The following is a 16,450-nucleotide window of genomic DNA, read 5'->3' as shown; positions in this document are numbered from 1 at the left end:
ATCGTCACCTGTTAAAAAACATCAACGCATAAAAAATCATGTTATTTATCTAAAACAAGAGTGTTATTTGCCCTGTCAAAATGGTATCAAAATCATCTTGTAAGAACGGCAATATTGCGTCAGCAATCGGCTTAATTTGCTTGAGTATATAGTGTTCATAATCGGGATGAGCCGTCACCGTTTCAAGGGGCTCAGGGCCTGCTTGCGTAATAATATAGCTTATCCAGCCGCCATTTTGGTACTGTAAAGGTCGCTGTAATTTTAAATTATACTCGTCTGCTTGGCGTGCCGCTCGGACATGCGGCGGTACATTGCGTTGATAGTCAGACAGTTTACGGCGCAGACGCTTGCGATATATAAGGCGTTCATCATATAGACCGGAACGTATGGCTTGGATATATTCACTGATAAATTCACGATAAGGTTGGCGATGAAAAATGCGTGTATATAATTCTTTTTGGAAAATTTGAGCGAGTGGTGTCCAGTCAGAACGAATGGTTTCTAGCCCTTTAAATATCATGGTGTCTTGACTTAACCCCGCATAACGCTTTTTGCTTCCCATTTCTGCACCGCGTACTGTTGGCATTAAAAATCGTCGATAGTGAGTTTCGAACTCAAGCTCTAAAACCCCCTCAAGTTGCCATTCTTCGTGCAAATGTTGCTTCCACCATGTATTAACATGGTCACGTAATGTAAAACCAATTTCCTGCGCTTGTTCCTCAGTCTGAGCCTCTTTAAGCCATACAAAGGTCGAATCGGTATCACCGTAGATAACTTGATAGCCTTGAGATTCAATTAATTTTTTTGTGGTTCGCATAATTTCATGCCCCCGCATCGTGATGGAAGCGGTTAAGCGAGGATCAAAAAAACGGCAGCCTTCAGCACCAAGTACACCAGCGAAGGCATTCATGATGATCTTTAGTGCTTGAGATAATGGCGCATTTTGTTCTTTTTTGGCTTTATCACGTTCTTGCCAAATATGGCTAACAATGTCGGGTAAGCAATGAACTGTGCGCGAAAACCATGCTTCACGAAAGCCCGATACAGAGTATTGTTTATCGGGGTGGGCAAGGCCCTCAATCATGCCTGCGGGATCAATTAAAAATGTGCGAATAATTGATGGATAAAGACTTTTATAATCAAGCACTAATACCGAATCATATAACCCGGGTTGCGAATCCATCACAAACCCGCCAGGATTGAGCTGAAATTTTTGTTCGGTCAAATTGGGGGCAACAAAGCCAAGTCGGTGTAAACGAGGAATATACAGATGAGAGAAAGCGGCAACGGATCCTCCCATTTTTTCGACCACTAAACCGGTGACACTTGAGCGCTCTTGTAAGAATGCCATTAAATCTGTTTTTTCAAAAATACGATGAACCAGAATGCAATCTTGAATATTGTAATGGGCAAGGGCGGGTTTATCGTGAGCAAAACGGCGATTAATTTCATCCATTCGGTCATATGGGGTATTGATAGCCTTTCCTTCACCAAGCAGCTTCTGTGCCACAGATTCTAGGCTAAATGACGGGAAGCTCCATGTCGCTGCTTTTAATGCGTCGATACCATCAATAATGAGCCGACCTTCCGCAGAGGCAAAAAATACGCCTTGTTTAAAGCCGTGTTCACGCCATTCAAGTTTTTTATTTTGTCGCCCAAACAGGAGTGGAATACCGTAGCGCTGTGCATGTTTTTGTAACACTTGTAGATCAAATTGAATCAGATTCCAACCGATGATGGCATCGGGGTCGTATTGTTGTATCCATTCATTGAGCTTATTGAGAAGTAAAGGACGACTATTCACATAGACTAAACGATGATCGCGGCTTAAAGATGGGTCTTGTTCAGGCCCTAACATAAATACGACATTATCGCCGCAGCCTGATAAGCCAATGGAGTAAAGTTCCCCATGTTGACTGGTTTCTATATCGAGAGAAACCGCTTTAATAAGCGGACGATAACCTTCACAAGGTTTAAGTTGATATTCCCCACGTTGATTACGAGAAAACCAGACAGGCGCGGTGATAAAGCGTTCCATTAAATAACGTTCGCAAGGGCGGATATCGGTTTCGAGTAATTCAACACCGAGTTCTTTACAGTTTTTATCAAGATTCTGTAGCTGGCGATAGTGAAAGCAATAAATGGCGTAGACTTTTTCACGCTGAAAATCGGCTAAATCAACCAGCCGATAGGAAATATTTGCTTGCTCATCTAATAAATGACGAACAATGGGCAGTTTGGATGAAGGTAAAAAACCAACGGCTTGTTGATAAGGCACGGTGACTTTACGAGGGTGAGAGTCAGTGAGTAACCAATATGAGACCTCGATACCTTGGTGGGTATCTCTCCAGTGTCGGCTTAAAATAAAGCCTTTTTCTGCGGTTGGCATCAATTGGGTCATGGGTTACTCGCATTAATTATTTACCCATAAATATACGCGAGTAATGTGGATTTATACAGTATTATTTGTGAGCGGAAACTGAAATCCCGAGTAACTTAGAGGCCGAATTTTGGCCTTCTAATAGCTGTAACGTGCTGCCATCATAGGCGATTAGCCCGTCAGCGATCACTAAAGTTCGAGGCGCAATTTGCAGAGCATCTTCGATATTATGTGAAACCATCAATAGCGTGATTTGCTTTGTTTTACAGATATCATTTAATAACTGTAGCATTTCATTGCGTAGCGCTGGGTCTAGGGCAGAGAAAGGTTCGTCTAGCAATAAAATGGGTTGATTGCGAATTAGGCATCGAGCCAGTGCAGCACGCTGACGTTGCCCACCTGACAGTTGGGAAGGTAACCTTTCGAGGAGATCAGTAAGGCTAACTTGCTGGGCTATCAGCTCAACTTGTGCCATTTGTTCTTTTTTTAAGCGCAGGCTGGGTTGTAGGCCTAATCCTATATTTTGCCTAACGGTTAAATGAGCAAATAGGTTATTTTCTTGAAACAACATGGAAACAGGCCGTTTTGCGGGTGGGCTAAAAGTATGGTTTGTTCCATTTAATTGGGTTGTGCCATTGAGTGGAAACTGGAAGCCGCTAATCAAACTAAGTAACGTACTTTTTCCCGCACCACTAGGACCCATAACGGCGACACGTTCCCCTGCCTCAATCGCAAAATCAAAAAACATATTCAGGTTATCGTACTGATAACTTAGTTGAGTCAGTTTAATCATCATGTTTCCCAGATATACGTTCGAGCAGGCTAAATAAAAAGAAACAGAGCAATAATAATAGCATCGCGGTTACTGCGCCATCATTAGTCCGGTAAGCGCCAATTTGCTGATAAAGATAATAAGGTAGCGTGCGAAAATCTTCATTGCCAAATAATGCAACGACACCAAAATCGCCAATAGAAATAACACAGGCAAATGCGAGAGCTTGTGCTATTGGTTTTCTTAATGCTTTTAGTTCTATGATCTTAAAGCGATTAAATCCGCTAATTGATAGTGATTGGCATAGGGGATTATAGCGCTGAGCAATATCTCTCATCGGATTTTCTAATACTTTCAATGCATAAGGAATTGCGAGCAAGGCGTTGGTCATGATCACGAGAGCATAGGGGGATTCAGGGATCCCGATAGTCTCATTGAAAAAGATGAAGAAGCCCGTCGCGAGAACAATACCGGGCATGGCTAAAATGATCAGTCCACTAAGCTCCATCGCTTGTCCAAAACGAATTGCGCGACGTAGACGAAGCTCACGGCTACTCCATAGCAGCATGAGCGTGAGTAAAACGCACAGAACTCCCGCACACAGTGCAATAAATAACGAGGTCGCTGTGGCTTGCCACAAAGCGGACTGCTGTAAAACACGTATTAGTTCCCCATTCAAACCATCCATAACAACGGCAATTAGGGGGGGAATTAATAGCAGTATGGCTACGATAATTAAAACCACATCACGGATACGACGAAAAAGATTATCTGCGGGATCGCGCCATTGAGTTTGGTGGCTAAATCCAATCGAAAATAAGTTATTAATTTTTTGGCAAATAAACATCAAACCAACACAAAAAGTGAGTTGGATTAAAGCGAGTAGGGTAGCGCGGCCTGGGTCAAAGTCATAACTTAAAGCCTGATAAATGGCGAGTTCAATTGTGGTTGCTGCGGGCCCGCCGCCAAGCGCTAATACGGTAGCAAAGCTGGCAAAGCACAACATAAATATCAGTGCTGCGGTAGGGAGAATTTGTCTGCGCAAATAAGGCCATTCAAGAATAGTAAATTGTTGCCATTCATTGAAACCCAATTGTGCTGCGCTTTGGCGTTGTTCGATGGCAATATTTTCGAGTGATTGCAACAGCATGCGCGTTGCTAGTGGTATATTGAAAAAAATGTGGGCGAGTAGAATACCTTTTAGTCCATAGGGGGAAAAATGATATTCGAAGCCAAGTAGCTGGCATAATTTTGCCAGCCAACCCGTTTGGCCATAGATGGATAAAATACCAAAAACGGCGACTAAAACAGGTAGCACCAATGTCATCGCACAAAGACGAAGAAATAGAGTTCGACCAAAAAATCGCCGTCGGTACAAGGCTCTTGCCAATAAAATAGCAGGTAGCACTGAAAATAGTGCGGATAAAAATGCCTGCCAAAAAGTAAATCCAATGACATGCCATAAATAGCTGTCACTGATTATTTCATTCACTGAAATCTCAGGCGAAAAAAACCACAGCGAGCCAAACGCTAATAAGGCTACTGTGATTAATAAACCAGAAGCGAGAGCCCCCGGTAATAGTGTAGCGTTAATTAACGACTGACGGCACTTTGCCATAAACGAGTCCATGATTGACGTTCTTTGGCAACTTCTTGTGCGCTAAATTGCAGTGATTTTTTAGGCAATGGTAGTACCTTATAAACCTCGGGTAGCGGAATATCGATAACCGGATACATCCAGTTTGTGGTTGCTAACGTATTTTGAAAATCAGGGGTTAACATAAACTGTAAGAATTGTTTTGCTAATTCAGGTTCTGGGCTATTTTTTAATCTTGCAGCAACTTCAACCTGCATATAATGCCCTTCATCAAATAAAGCTGCGGCATAATTATCTTTATTATCATTCAAGATTTGATAGCCCGGTGATGAGGTATAACTGAGAACAAAATCCCCTTCACCTTTTAAAAATAGCCCGTAAGCTTCGCTCCAACCTTTGGTGACTGTTAGCGTTTTACTCGCCATCGCTTTCCATGCATCGGCAGATTTATCACCATATAATTTTTCAATCCATAGCATTAAACCTAACCCGGGCGTGCTGGTACGGGGATCTTGATAAATAATTTTCCAATTATTTTCGCTGGTTAGTAATTCATTCATGCTTTTTGGGGGCTGTTTGATTTTATTGGTGTCGTAGATGAAGGCAAAATAACCGTAATCATAAGGAATAAAAATGGAGTTATTCCACTTAATAGGGAGTTTGAGGGCATCAGTTTTGATATCCGCAGTCGCAAATAAACCTGTTTTCTCAGCGGAATCAATTAAATTATTATCTAAACCTAGAATGACGTCAGCTTTGCTTTTTTTACCTTCCATTCTTAATCGGTTGAGCAAAGAAACACCATCACCCAGTGAGACCAATTTCAACTCGCAATTACACTGTTCCTCAAAGCTTTTTTTGATTTGGGGGCCAGGTCCCCATTCGGCGGCAAATGAATCATAAGTATAAACGGTTAAAGTGGGCTTTTCCGCCGATGAAAAGCTCGCAAAACTCAGCGCACTCAGAGCAATAAGAGAAGTAAATAATTTATTTTTAAACATATATTTCCTGCGCCAAAAATAAAAATACACAGGATTTGAGAGGGTACCGAGGCAATGGCTTGCAGGCGGTAGCTCAAATCCCTACGCCGGTATTAACCGGATCAGGTTCTACGGGTTATTTCTCAGCCAATTTATTTAGGCACCCCGTTGAGACGGATACCATTGTAGTGACTTCAGACATATCTGCAAACTGTATTGATATAGGTTTACCAGTTAGGGTATGTGTGAAACAATTGGGGTATCTTTCAAATTTGGTTATTGAGGTAGTCTAGTGATCGATGATGATGGCTACCGCCCGAATGTAGGAATTGTAATTTGTAATCGGCAAGGGCAGGTTTTATGGGCTCGCCGTTATGGTCAGCACTCATGGCAGTTCCCTCAAGGAGGAATAAATCCAGGGGAATCACCTGAGCAGGCGATGTATCGTGAATTGTACGAAGAAGTCGGGCTACAGCGTAAGGATGTCAGGTTATTGGCATCTACCCGTAACTGGTTACGTTACAAATTACCCAAGCGTTTGGTGCGTTGGGATACAAAACCTGTTTGTATTGGGCAGAAACAACGTTGGTTTTTACTTCAACTTCAATGTAATGAAGCCGATATAAACGTGCAGCGCAGTAAATCGCCAGAATTTGATGGCTGGCGATGGGTCAGTTATTGGTATCCTGTTAGGCAGGTGGTTTCTTTTAAGCGGGAAGTTTATCGCCGCGTAATGAAAGAGTTCGCTCCAGTTGTTATGCCTTTGCAGGAACACAAATTACCACAACGACCTGTGTTTAATAACCGTAGGCGCGGAGTTAAGTAAGCCTATGTTGACGCGTTTACGTGAAATTGTCGAAAAAGTTGCAATGGCGACGAGTTTGACAGAAGCACTTGAAGTTTTAGTGAATGAAACCTGCAATGCGATGCGAACTGATGTGTGTTCGATTTATTTAGCAGACCATCCTCGTCAGTGCTATTACTTAATGGCAACCCGCGGGTTGAAGAAACCTAGCGGGATTGCCATTCGCCTTGGGTTTGATGAAGGTGTCGTTGGCGCAGTTGGGCGCCAATCTGAAATGCTCAATTTAGCGGACATCCGCGAACATCCTCAATTTAAATACCTCCCGCAATTAAAAGAAGAACAGCTCAAGGCTTTCCTTGGTGTGCCTGTGGTTTATCGACGCCAATTATTAGGTGTTTTAGTGGTACAGCAACGAGAAAAGCGGCTATTTAATGAAACAGAAGAGTCGTTTCTGGTGACTTTATCGATGCAGCTTGCAGTGATTTTATCACAAGCCCAAGCCAAAGGCGTTTTTGGTCAATATAGGCAAAGTCGCCTAAAAGCAATCGCGGTATCGCAAGGTATCTCAATGGCTTATGGTTGGCAGGACAGTTCTCAACCTTCTTTTGATAGTATCCGCCAAGCCAGTGCCCTCGATGGCGATGAAGAAAAGCAGCGTTTGGTCGCGGCTTTAGAAAATGCGGCATCGGAGTGTCGGCGTATTAGTAAACGCTTTATGGCTAACTCATCAAAAGAAAGCGCGGCTATTTTCGATCTTTACAGCCATCTACTCAATGACCCTCAGCTCAAAAAACATTTATTTTCATCTATTGAGCAAGGAAATGTGGCGGAATGGGCGGTTAAAACGGTTATTGAAAACTATGTTGAACAGTTTTCTCGGTTACGAGATCTCTATCTAAGAGAACGAGGGGCAGATCTTAAAGCTTTGGGGCAGCGTTTGCTGTTTCATTTGGATGATTCGCTTGCACCAACAAGCCAATGGCCGGATCGTTTTATTTTAGTTGCAGATGAACTTAGTGCGAGTGTGCTTGCTGAATTACCTTTAGAGCAGCTAGCCGGCGTAATTGTTCGTGACGGTGCAACGCATTCTCATTCTGCGATCCTTATTCGTGCAATGGGGATCCCCGCGATTATGGGGGCAGATATCGAGCCATCTTTATTACATAACCGGCTTTTGATCCTTGATGGCTATCGTGGTGAAGTCTTTATTGAGCCTGAAAGTTTTATTGCACAAGAATATCAACAAATTATTGAAGAAGAGAATGTTTTAAGCGAGTTAGCCGAAGGTGCGCTAGAGCAAGATGCGGTTTTAAAAAATGGCGAATCAGTCAATATCTATCTTAATGCAGGGCTAAGCCCGCGTTACGAGCAACAAATTAATGTTGGGGTTGATGGTGTTGGTTTGTATCGCACAGAGCTTCCGTTTATGTTGCACAATGGTTTCCCTTCTGAAGATGAGCAGAAACAGTTATATCGAGAAGTGCTTCAGCTATTTTCGACAAAACCGGTTGTACTCAGAACCCTCGATATTGGGGCAGATAAACAATTACCTTATATGCCGATTAATGAAGAAAATCCAAGTTTAGGCTGGCGAGGCATTCGTATTATGCTCGATCAACCAGAGATTTTTCTTATCCAGCTCAGAGCGATGTTTCGAGCCGATCAGCCTTTAGGTAATTTGAGAATTTTATTACCCATGATCACCAGTATTGATGAGGTTGATGACGCAATTAAGCTGATAAATCGGGCAAAAGATGAGGTTAGCCAACTATTAAAACAGCCTATTAGGATGCCTGAAATCGGTGTCATGCTTGAAGTGCCATCACTCCTCTTCTTGTTACCTGAATTGAAAAAACGAATTGATTTCATATCGATAGGCACGAATGATTTTACACAATATTTACTTGCCGTTGACCGTAACAACACACATGTCGCTACGCTATATGATAATCTTCATCCCTCTGTCATTCGTTTTCTCGCAAGGGTTAATGAAGAGTGCCGCCGTTTAGACTTACCCATAAGTGTTTGTGGGGAAATGGCTGGGCAACCAGTGAGTGCAATGGTGTTAATCGCGCTGGGATATCGCTCGTTAAGTATGAGTGGGCGAAGTGTTCCCCGTATGAAATATTTAATTAGACAACTCGATCCAAATCTTACTGCTGACCTTGTTCCTGAATTACTCGCCGCTGAAACGAGCAATGGCGTTAGGCGTGTTGTGGGTGAATTTATGGAAAAAAACGGGCTTGGTGGGTTCGTTCGCGGTGGGATTTAATTTGTTTTTCTATGTTAATTATCTAGGGTAGATGTGTGATAGTGCTGTGTTATGATGCGCTATGATTTTTGCTTAACAATTTAAAGTGGGGAACGATGAGCATTAGCTACTTAGCATTTCCAGAAATTGATCCAATAATGTTCTCTATTGGACCTGTGGCTCTTCACTGGTACGGTTTTATGTACTTAGTTGGTTTTGTTTTTGCCCTCTGGTTAGCTGGCCGCCGTGCATCCAAGCCAAATAGTGGATGGACAAAAAATGAGGTCGAAAATTTACTTTATATAGGCTTTGTCGGGGTGTTTGTTGGTGGGCGGCTAGGCTACGTATTCTTCTATAATTTACCTGTATTCCTTGATGATCCTCTATACCTCTTTAAGGTTTGGGATGGCGGTATGTCATTCCATGGTGGGTTGATTGGTGTTATTTGTGCCATGATGTGGTTTGCTCATCGTACTCGTCGTCGATTCTTACAGGTTGCTGATTTTGTTGCTCCTTTAATACCTTTTGGTCTTGGTATGGGGCGTATAGGTAACTTTATCAATGGGGAACTTTGGGGCCGTGTTACCCTCGATACGCCTTGGGCGTTTTTATTCCCTCATTCCCGAAGTGAAGATATTCAACTTGCCATTCAAGACCCATCATTGATGCCGATATTAGAGCAATATGGTGTTCTACCAAGACACCCATCACAGCTTTATGAAATGGCGTTAGAAGGGATAGTGCTGTTCCTTATTCTTAATTTATTTGTGCGTAAGCCACGCCCAATGGGAAGTGTTTCAGGCTTGTTCCTGATTGGTTATGGCGCGTTCCGTATCATTGTTGAATTCTTCAGACAACCCGATGCTCAGTTAGGTTTATTTGGTGGAATTAGCATGGGGCAAATACTGTCTATTCCGATGATTATTATTGGTATCTTGATGATTGTATGGGCATATAAATACGGTAAAAATATTCCAGCACATAAACCTGAACCTGAAAGCAAAGCTGCTAAAAGTAAATAAATTAATAAATATAATAGGGCTAGTGTTGTTGATTCAGCATTAGCCTGTGAGTAAGAGAGCGACTATGAAGCCATACTTAGAATTATGCCAACGTATTATCGATGAAGGTCAATGGGTTGAGAACAAGCGTACTGGCGTACGCTGTTTGACGGTTATCAACGCAGATCTTGAATATGATGTTGGCAATAATCAATTTCCACTTATTACGACCCGTAAAAGCTTTTATAAAGCTGCAATTGCTGAATTACTTGGCTATTTACGTGGTTACGATAATGCAGCCCAATTTCGTGAGATCGGTTGTAATACTTGGAATGCAAATGCTAATGAAAACCAAGCATGGCTAAGTAACCCGCTGCGTAAAGGCGAAGACGACATGGGGCGCGTCTATGGTGTACAAGGCCGCTCATGGCAACGTCCTGATGGCTCACACCTTGACCAATTGAAAAAAGTGGTCAATAACCTCAAGCAAGGTATTGATGACCGCGCAGAAATAATCACTTTCTATAACCCGGGTGAATTTGAAATGGGTTGCTTGCGCCCATGCATGCATACTCATACTTTTTCATTATTAGGCGATACGTTATATCTAACCTCTTATCAACGCAGCTGTGATGTCCCGCTTGGCTTAAATTTTAATCAGGTTCAATGTTTTGTATTGTTGGCTCTTATGGCTCGTATTACTGGGCATAAGGCAGGTAAGGCATATCATAAAATAGTTAATGCACATATTTATGAAAACCAACTACCGTTAATGCGTGATGTTCAACTAAAACGTGAACCACTTCCATTGCCCTCATTGACCATTAATCCTGCAATTAAAACGTTAGAGGACCTTGAAACTTGGGTGACTACAGAAGATTTCACCTTGGAAGGGTATCAATGCTACGAAGCGATTAAATACCCATTTACAGTTTAGTTAATTGCCTCTTAGTTAATTGTCTTTTTTAAAGGCCAAGGTGTTATCAGTTAAACATGAGCACGTTGGCCTTTTTCTATTTTTTCTTCTCTATATGGTGACTAATCAGGCATTCGCCCTCTTAAGCTAATATTTTATTATTACTAAAATATTTATTCGTAAGCTGATTAACGTTTAGTTTTAAAATCACGCTCTAAAAATAAACGTTAAAAATAAATATCCCCTTCATTTCAATATCATCGCCTTTTTACCACGAATTTTTATATCGTTATTTTTTGCTCACATTTTATTTTGCGAGGCCGTTCCCAAAAATATTTTTATTTTGTGAAATCTATTTAATTTGTTGGGAAGCGCTACGTAAATCAGTATGTGATGACTGGTAGTTTTGTTTTTGTTTGTCAAGATTCGATTGTCATTAAGGAAAGTAAAATTAAGAAAAAGGAGGGGGAAATAATGAAAATTGCAATTAATAACAGTCAAAAGGGATTTACATTAATTGAGATTTTAGTTGTTTTATTCCTATGCTCGTTAGTTATTCTTCCTGGGTTATATAGCTGGCAGCAACAATTGCAGCGACATCATTTAATTGATACTGCAAGGCAAGTCTCTGAGTTTATTTATAGTAATTTAATGGAAGGGATTTATCTCAATCAGCATCGTATTCTATCAATTAATCAAGGACGAGGTAATTGGAGTTTAGTGGTTAAAGATGCTGTAACTCAAAGAGAGAGAAACAAACTAACAGCGGAAATGTTTAAGGGAATAGAAATTAATAAAGTAACGCGGACATCTGTTGATTTATATGGCAAGCAAGGTACAAGCCGTGCTTTTAGTATTAGTCTGACAAATAAAAATGAACAAATTACAATTGTTATGTCAGCGGTAGGGCGAATTAGAGGTTGCAGTTCTCAATTATTCGCAGGGATCCCCCGATGTTAAATCGTTACTCTAAAAAATCCTGCTTTATAGGGGCGTATCATTTTGAATATGGTTTTTCTTTAGTCGAAACTTTGTTCGCAATGGCAATTAGCAGTGTAGTTTGTATTGCTGCGATGACAGCAATCCCACCATTATTGAAACAAACATATCAGGTTTATTTTCAATATCAGCTAGATAGAGAAGTTCGGATGGTGCTTATTAATATGGAAAAAGATTTCAGACGAATAGGGTACTGTGGTAGTTCCTCATGTCAGGGGGATGCTATCAAAATTAACACACAATCAAGCTCACAGACTAATTCATGTATTATTTTTGCTTATGATCAAGATTTATCAGGCGATTGGATAAATAAAAATACAAAAAAGATTGATACTGATTTTTTTGGATATCGATTAAATGCAAATAAATTAGAATCTAATCGTAATGTGACCAACTGTAATGGTTCTCGTTGGCAATCACTATTTGATGCGAAACTCGTGAAAGTCCATCAATTATATTTTAATTGGTATCAAGCCAATAGTTTACTTGAAATGACCCTTAGCGTAGAAACAAAATCATTACCCGATAAAATTTTCAATTATAAAACCTCTATATTCTTGAGGAATTTATGATGAAAAAAATAGGTTATCAAAAGGGAAACGTCGCTTTAATTATGGTTGTTGTATTGATGACAATGGGATTACTGTTATTGAAGGCTATACATTATTATCAAGAGCGGGCCAGAGATGAACTTCTCCGTGAAATAAAGTACGTGGAAGTATTTAACCAAGCTGAATCAGCGCTTGCGTGGGGACTAGGGCAGTTATGGAAAGGAGATAGAAGTAGGAAAGCTTCATGGGAATGTAAACAAGTACCTACCCTACTTTGGCATAGCTGCTTAAAGCATTACTCAGGCTCTATTTTTATATTATCCGGCAAAAGTAATTTTAAACAAGGTGAACAAATCAATGTTTATCGATGGGTGAAATTAGTGGCAGGTACTCAGAAAATTCAAGCACGCACGCAAAGTTGGCTAGATTATTGCCCGGTTGAAAAAAAAGGGTTTTGCTTATGAAGATGCGGCAACAAGGGTTCGCATTAATCGAGTCAATGGCTGCTGTGGTTGTTTTTGCTATCTTACTGATAGCTCTGTTAAACTATACTCAGTATATCACCTTGAATTTTAATCAGATATATCAAGAGTCAACAGCGATAAGAGCGCTACAAAGTTCATTAGAGAGAAAAGCTTCCTCTATGGAAATAACTTCTGTAGATTCAGAGATAAGCCATCCTGATTGGCAGTGGAAAGAAATTCAATCATCGCAAACGCAGCACTGCACTGAATCAGCTATTTCCTTATTATCAGGAAAAAGGCCACCGTTATCACTAAGCCGCTGGTTTTGTGCAATAGGAGAGAGTCATGTTTCAGGTTTATCATTCTAATCAATTAGATCTTTTAAAAGATCTCATTGCACATTTAATGGAAAGCGAACCATTGTCTCATCCTTTTGAGCAAGAAATTATCTTGGTGCAAAGTCCAGGGATGTCTCAGTGGTTACAAATTGAGCTTGCTAAACATTTTGGGATTGCAGCAAATATTAATTATCCTTTGCCTGCGACTTTTATTTGGGACATGTTTCGTCGTGTTTTACCTGATATACCAAAAGAAAGTGCTTATACCAAACAGGCAATGACGTGGAAATTAATGACTATTTTGCCTACTGTAATTGATGAAGAAGAGTTCGAGCCACTAAGACTTTATCTCCAAAAGGATACTGATAAACGGAAGTTACATCAGCTTGCTGGTAGAGTTGCTGACTTATTTGACCAATATTTGGTCTATCGCCCTGATTGGGTTGAGAAGTGGCAAAAAAATGAGCTTGTTGATGGGCTAAGTTTAAATCAGCTATGGCAAAAACGATTATGGCAATGCCTTGTAGAGTACACTAGCAAATTAGAGCAATCACCCTGGCACCGTGCAAATCTTTATCAAAGCTTTATCGAAAAATTATCCGCTACACCTTCTCTGGGTCAATCGCTACCAAAGCGTATCTTTATTTGTGGTATTGCCTCTCTACCTCCGATGTATTTACAGGCGCTAAATGCGATAGCGGAGCATACAGATATTCATCTGATGTTTACTAATCCATGTCGTTATTATTGGGGGGATATCCAAAATTCCTTATTTTTAGCGAGATTACAGCAACGAAAATTACGACATTATATTGATAAATACGAACTTTCGCGGTTTAAAGCCGAAGACCATGCCATACATTTATTTAATGAAGATGGCGAGCAAGACGTTGTTAACCCTTTATTAGCCTCATGGGGAAAACTGGGTCGTGATAATCTTTATTTTATTTCGCAAATAGAAGCTGCAAATGAAATATCTGCCTTTGTTGATACAAATCGCTCTAGTTTGCTAGAGAATTTACAGCAAGATATTTTAGACCTTGAAGACCATGCTCAGTTAGGTAAAACGATAGAAGGTTACGAAAGTAGTAAAAATAAGCGAATTATAGATAATAACGACGATTCGATAACTTTTCATTCATGCCATAGCGCTCAACGGGAAGTTGAGGTATTGCAAGACCGGTTGCTGGCTTTATTTGAGCAAGACCCAACTTTAACACCACGAGATGTTATTGTTATGGTGGCTGATATCGACAGCTATGCGCCTTATATTCAGGCAGTATTTGGTAATACAGCATCTTCCCGTTATATCCCATTTTCGATTTCAGATAGAAAAGCTTTGCAAGCACATCCCATTTTGCAGGCGTTTATCATGCTGCTGGATCTGCCGCAGAGTCGCTTTTCTACAGAACAAGTTCTTACCTTACTTGAAGTATCTGCTTTTTCTGCACATTTTGACATTGATGAAAGTGAATTAAGTTTACTCAGGCGTTGGGTCAATGAATCAGGTATTCGTTGGGGCTTAGATGATGATAATGTCCGTTCTCTGGCTTTGCCAGTGATAGGGCAAAATACGTGGCAATTCGGTTTAAGTCGCATGTTATTGGGTTATGCGATGGACAGTAGAAAAGGTCCTTGGAAAGGTATTTTGCCTTATGATGAATGTAGCGGCTTAGCTGCGCAGCTGGCTGGAAAATTAGCGTTATTAGTTAATACATTAAGAGAATGGCGTAGTTTTCTGGAACAAGAGCGTACATTGGAGGAATGGAAAGAGGTTTGCCAGCAACTGGTTGATAGTTTCTTTATGGTTGATGGTGATACTGAGCTGGTGTTGGCATTGGTGACAGAACAGTGGCATAAAATTATCGAAAATGCACTTGTTTCTGGTTATCAAGAAACAGTTCCGTTACGTTTAATTCGCGATGAACTTTCGATTTGCTTTGATGATGAGAAGATTAGCCAGCGTTTTCTTGCCGGTTCAGTGAATTTTTGTACGTTGATGCCAATGCGTTCAGTTCCTTTTAAAGTTGTTTGTTTGTTAGGTATGAATGATGGCGCATATCCTAGAAGTATTCCTCCATTAGGTTTTGATTTAATGGCTGAAAAACCAGTTCGAGGGGATAGGAAACGCCGTGATGATGATCGCTATTTATTTTTGGAAGCGCTCAATTCGGCGACTAAACAGTTATATATCAGCTATGTTGGGTTATCAATTAGAGATAATCAGCCGTGCAATCCATCTGTTCTTGTGACTGAACTATTAGATTATGTCGGCCAAAGCTTTTGCTTAGCGGGAGATAGCCAGCTTAATATTGATGAAAGTGCAGATCACTTAAAACAACATTTGGTTATTCAGCATAGCAGAGTCCCTTTTGCTACAGAAAATTTTATTCCTGATGCACCTTATCAAAGTTTTGCTAAAGAATGGCTACCAGCTGCAAAAACAACAAGCCAAGAGGACAAACCGTTTTGTTCACAACTTGATGTTCGAGAACCTATTACTGAAATATCCCTTGAGCAATTACTTCGCTTTTATCGACATCCGATTAGAGCTTTTTTTCAACAGCGACTTAAAGTCCACTTTTCCATTGAAGAGACGGAATTACCTGAGGATGAACCTTTCATCCTTGGTCGGTTACAACGGTATAAAATTAATGACAAAGTTTTAGGGTTACTTGTTAAAGATGAAAATCCATCCCAATTTTTTCAGGCACTAAAAGCGTCGGGTCATTTACCTGCGAAGCAGTTTGGTCAATTGTTTTGGGAGCAACAGCTTAATGAAGTCACTCCTTTAGCTGAAAAAGTAAAAGAATATCGTGCGCCTCAATTTAATTACGCCATTGATTGTGAAATTAACGGTATAAAAATAACGGGGCTACTAAAAGATATTCATGAGAAAGGAATGCTACGTTATCGACCTGCTTATCTAACGGCTAATGATGGTGTGCAGTTATGGGTAGAGCACCTTCTGTTTAATTGGCTAATTGGCAATGGTGAAAGTGTTGCTTTGGGACGTGATAACAGTATTTGGCAATTTTCACCTATCGCACAAAATGAAGCGTTGCGTTATCTAGAAGATTTAGTCTTGGGTTATTGTGAAGGCCAAAACTCTCCTCTTATTCTATTAAATCAAAGTGGTTGGAACTGGATTGCAGCTTGCTTTGATAAAAAAACTAAACAGTACGATTTCGTCTCAAAGGAAGTACAACAAAAAGCGTTATCTGCACTGGTGCAAAGTCTTCAAGGAAGCCAAATGAAACGAGGTGACATGGAAGATGACTATGTGTTGAGAGCTTGTAGAAATATTAATAGTACAATGATTAACTCGCTGCTGGGTAATACTCGGCGCTTCTTACTGCCAATGGCAGAATACTCCAAATAGAGGGAGAGCATTAC

General features: G+C 40.6%; 13 protein-coding genes and 1 riboswitch. Of the genes, 9 read left to right on the top strand and 4 right to left on the bottom strand.

Annotation, left to right across the window (positions count from 1 at the left end):
- Positions 1-49: 49 nt before the first annotated feature.
- The 4 genes from M998_RS06410 to thiB all read right to left on the bottom strand — a co-directional run bounded on the left by M998_RS06410 (position 50) and on the right by thiB (position 5,750).
- Complete coding sequence (locus M998_RS06410) at positions 50-2,401, bottom strand: DNA polymerase II (RefSeq protein WP_068908103.1); 2,352 nt, start codon at positions 2,399-2,401, stop codon at positions 50-52.
- Positions 2,402-2,462: 61 nt separating this feature from the next.
- Positions 2,463-3,173: a thiamine ABC transporter ATP-binding protein ThiQ gene (thiQ, locus tag M998_RS06405; RefSeq protein WP_068441149.1), complete on the bottom strand. Its 711-nt coding sequence runs from the start codon at positions 3,171-3,173 to the stop codon at positions 2,463-2,465.
- Complete coding sequence (gene thiP / locus M998_RS06400) at positions 3,166-4,770, bottom strand: thiamine/thiamine pyrophosphate ABC transporter permease ThiP (protein WP_068908101.1); 1,605 nt, start codon at positions 4,768-4,770, stop codon at positions 3,166-3,168. The genes thiQ and thiP overlap by 8 nt, the downstream gene beginning before the upstream one ends.
- Entirely contained in the window at positions 4,746-5,750 is a 1,005-nt protein-coding gene (gene thiB, locus M998_RS06395; RefSeq protein ID WP_068441153.1) for a thiamine ABC transporter substrate binding subunit, read from the bottom strand. The genes thiP and thiB overlap by 25 nt, the downstream gene beginning before the upstream one ends.
- A gap of 60 nt (positions 5,751-5,810) precedes the next feature.
- A riboswitch (TPP riboswitch) is annotated at positions 5,811-5,907 on the bottom strand.
- Between the two features lie 114 nt (positions 5,908-6,021).
- Here thiB and rppH point away from each other — a divergent pair.
- The 9 genes from rppH (at position 6,022) to recC (ending at position 16,436) form a co-directional block, all read left to right on the top strand.
- Positions 6,022-6,555: an RNA pyrophosphohydrolase gene (gene rppH / locus M998_RS06390; protein ID WP_068441156.1), complete on the top strand. Its 534-nt coding sequence runs from the start codon at positions 6,022-6,024 to the stop codon at positions 6,553-6,555.
- Between the two features lie 4 nt (positions 6,556-6,559).
- Positions 6,560-8,806: a phosphoenolpyruvate--protein phosphotransferase gene (gene ptsP, locus M998_RS06385; protein ID WP_068908100.1), complete on the top strand. Its 2,247-nt coding sequence runs from the start codon at positions 6,560-6,562 to the stop codon at positions 8,804-8,806.
- Between the two features lie 95 nt (positions 8,807-8,901).
- A complete protein-coding gene (lgt, locus tag M998_RS06380; RefSeq protein ID WP_068441161.1) occupies positions 8,902-9,807 on the top strand; it encodes a prolipoprotein diacylglyceryl transferase in 906 nt (301 codons plus the stop codon).
- 64 nt (positions 9,808-9,871) lie between these two features.
- Positions 9,872-10,723 (top strand): thymidylate synthase, encoded by an 852-nt coding sequence (locus tag M998_RS06375; protein ID WP_068908098.1) that lies wholly within the window; start codon positions 9,872-9,874, stop codon positions 10,721-10,723.
- A gap of 453 nt (positions 10,724-11,176) precedes the next feature.
- Entirely contained in the window at positions 11,177-11,662 is a 486-nt protein-coding gene (locus M998_RS06370; protein WP_068908119.1) for a prepilin-type N-terminal cleavage/methylation domain-containing protein, read from the top strand.
- Entirely contained in the window at positions 11,656-12,273 is a 618-nt protein-coding gene (locus tag M998_RS06365; RefSeq protein WP_068441170.1) for a prepilin peptidase-dependent protein, read from the top strand. Before M998_RS06370 ends, M998_RS06365 begins: the two co-directional genes overlap by 7 nt.
- A complete protein-coding gene (locus M998_RS06360) occupies positions 12,270-12,716 on the top strand; it encodes a DUF2509 family protein (RefSeq protein ID WP_232007514.1) in 447 nt (148 codons plus the stop codon). Before M998_RS06365 ends, M998_RS06360 begins: the two co-directional genes overlap by 4 nt.
- Positions 12,713-13,084 (top strand): type IV pilus modification PilV family protein, encoded by a 372-nt coding sequence (locus tag M998_RS06355; protein WP_111750964.1) that lies wholly within the window; start codon positions 12,713-12,715, stop codon positions 13,082-13,084. Before M998_RS06360 ends, M998_RS06355 begins: the two co-directional genes overlap by 4 nt.
- Positions 13,062-16,436, top strand: coding sequence for an exodeoxyribonuclease V subunit gamma (gene recC / locus M998_RS06350; protein WP_068908095.1), 3,375 nt, complete (start codon positions 13,062-13,064; stop codon positions 16,434-16,436). Before M998_RS06355 ends, recC begins: the two co-directional genes overlap by 23 nt.
- The last annotated feature ends 14 nt before the right edge of the window (positions 16,437-16,450 follow it).

It is taken from the genome of Providencia heimbachae ATCC 35613 (genome assembly GCF_001655055.1).
Classification (GTDB): domain Bacteria; phylum Pseudomonadota; class Gammaproteobacteria; order Enterobacterales; family Enterobacteriaceae; genus Providencia; species Providencia heimbachae.
The sequence above is the reverse complement of the archived record's forward strand: the minus strand, read 5'-3'. Positions and strand labels throughout refer to the sequence as shown.

Excerpts from the sequence above, each read along its gene's own strand:
- M998_RS06410 (WP_068908103.1), bottom strand. The coding sequence starts at position 2,401 with ATGACCCAATTGATGCCAACCGCAGAAAAAGGCTTTATTTTAAGCCGA.
- thiQ (WP_068441149.1), bottom strand. The coding sequence starts at position 3,173 with ATGATTAAACTGACTCAACTAAGTTATCAGTACGATAACCTGAATATG.
- thiP (WP_068908101.1), bottom strand. The coding sequence starts at position 4,770 with ATGGCAAAGTGCCGTCAGTCGTTAATTAACGCTACACTATTACCGGGG.
- thiB (WP_068441153.1), bottom strand. The coding sequence starts at position 5,750 with ATGTTTAAAAATAAATTATTTACTTCTCTTATTGCTCTGAGTGCGCTG.
- ptsP (WP_068908100.1), top strand. The coding sequence starts at position 6,560 with ATGTTGACGCGTTTACGTGAAATTGTCGAAAAAGTTGCAATGGCGACG.
- lgt (WP_068441161.1), top strand. The coding sequence starts at position 8,902 with ATGAGCATTAGCTACTTAGCATTTCCAGAAATTGATCCAATAATGTTC.
- M998_RS06375 (WP_068908098.1), top strand. The coding sequence starts at position 9,872 with ATGAAGCCATACTTAGAATTATGCCAACGTATTATCGATGAAGGTCAA.
- M998_RS06370 (WP_068908119.1), top strand. The coding sequence starts at position 11,177 with ATGAAAATTGCAATTAATAACAGTCAAAAGGGATTTACATTAATTGAG.
- M998_RS06365 (WP_068441170.1), top strand. The coding sequence starts at position 11,656 with ATGTTAAATCGTTACTCTAAAAAATCCTGCTTTATAGGGGCGTATCAT.
- M998_RS06360 (WP_232007514.1), top strand. The coding sequence starts at position 12,270 with ATGATGAAAAAAATAGGTTATCAAAAGGGAAACGTCGCTTTAATTATG.
- M998_RS06355 (WP_111750964.1), top strand. The coding sequence starts at position 12,713 with ATGAAGATGCGGCAACAAGGGTTCGCATTAATCGAGTCAATGGCTGCT.
- recC (WP_068908095.1), top strand. The coding sequence starts at position 13,062 with ATGTTTCAGGTTTATCATTCTAATCAATTAGATCTTTTAAAAGATCTC.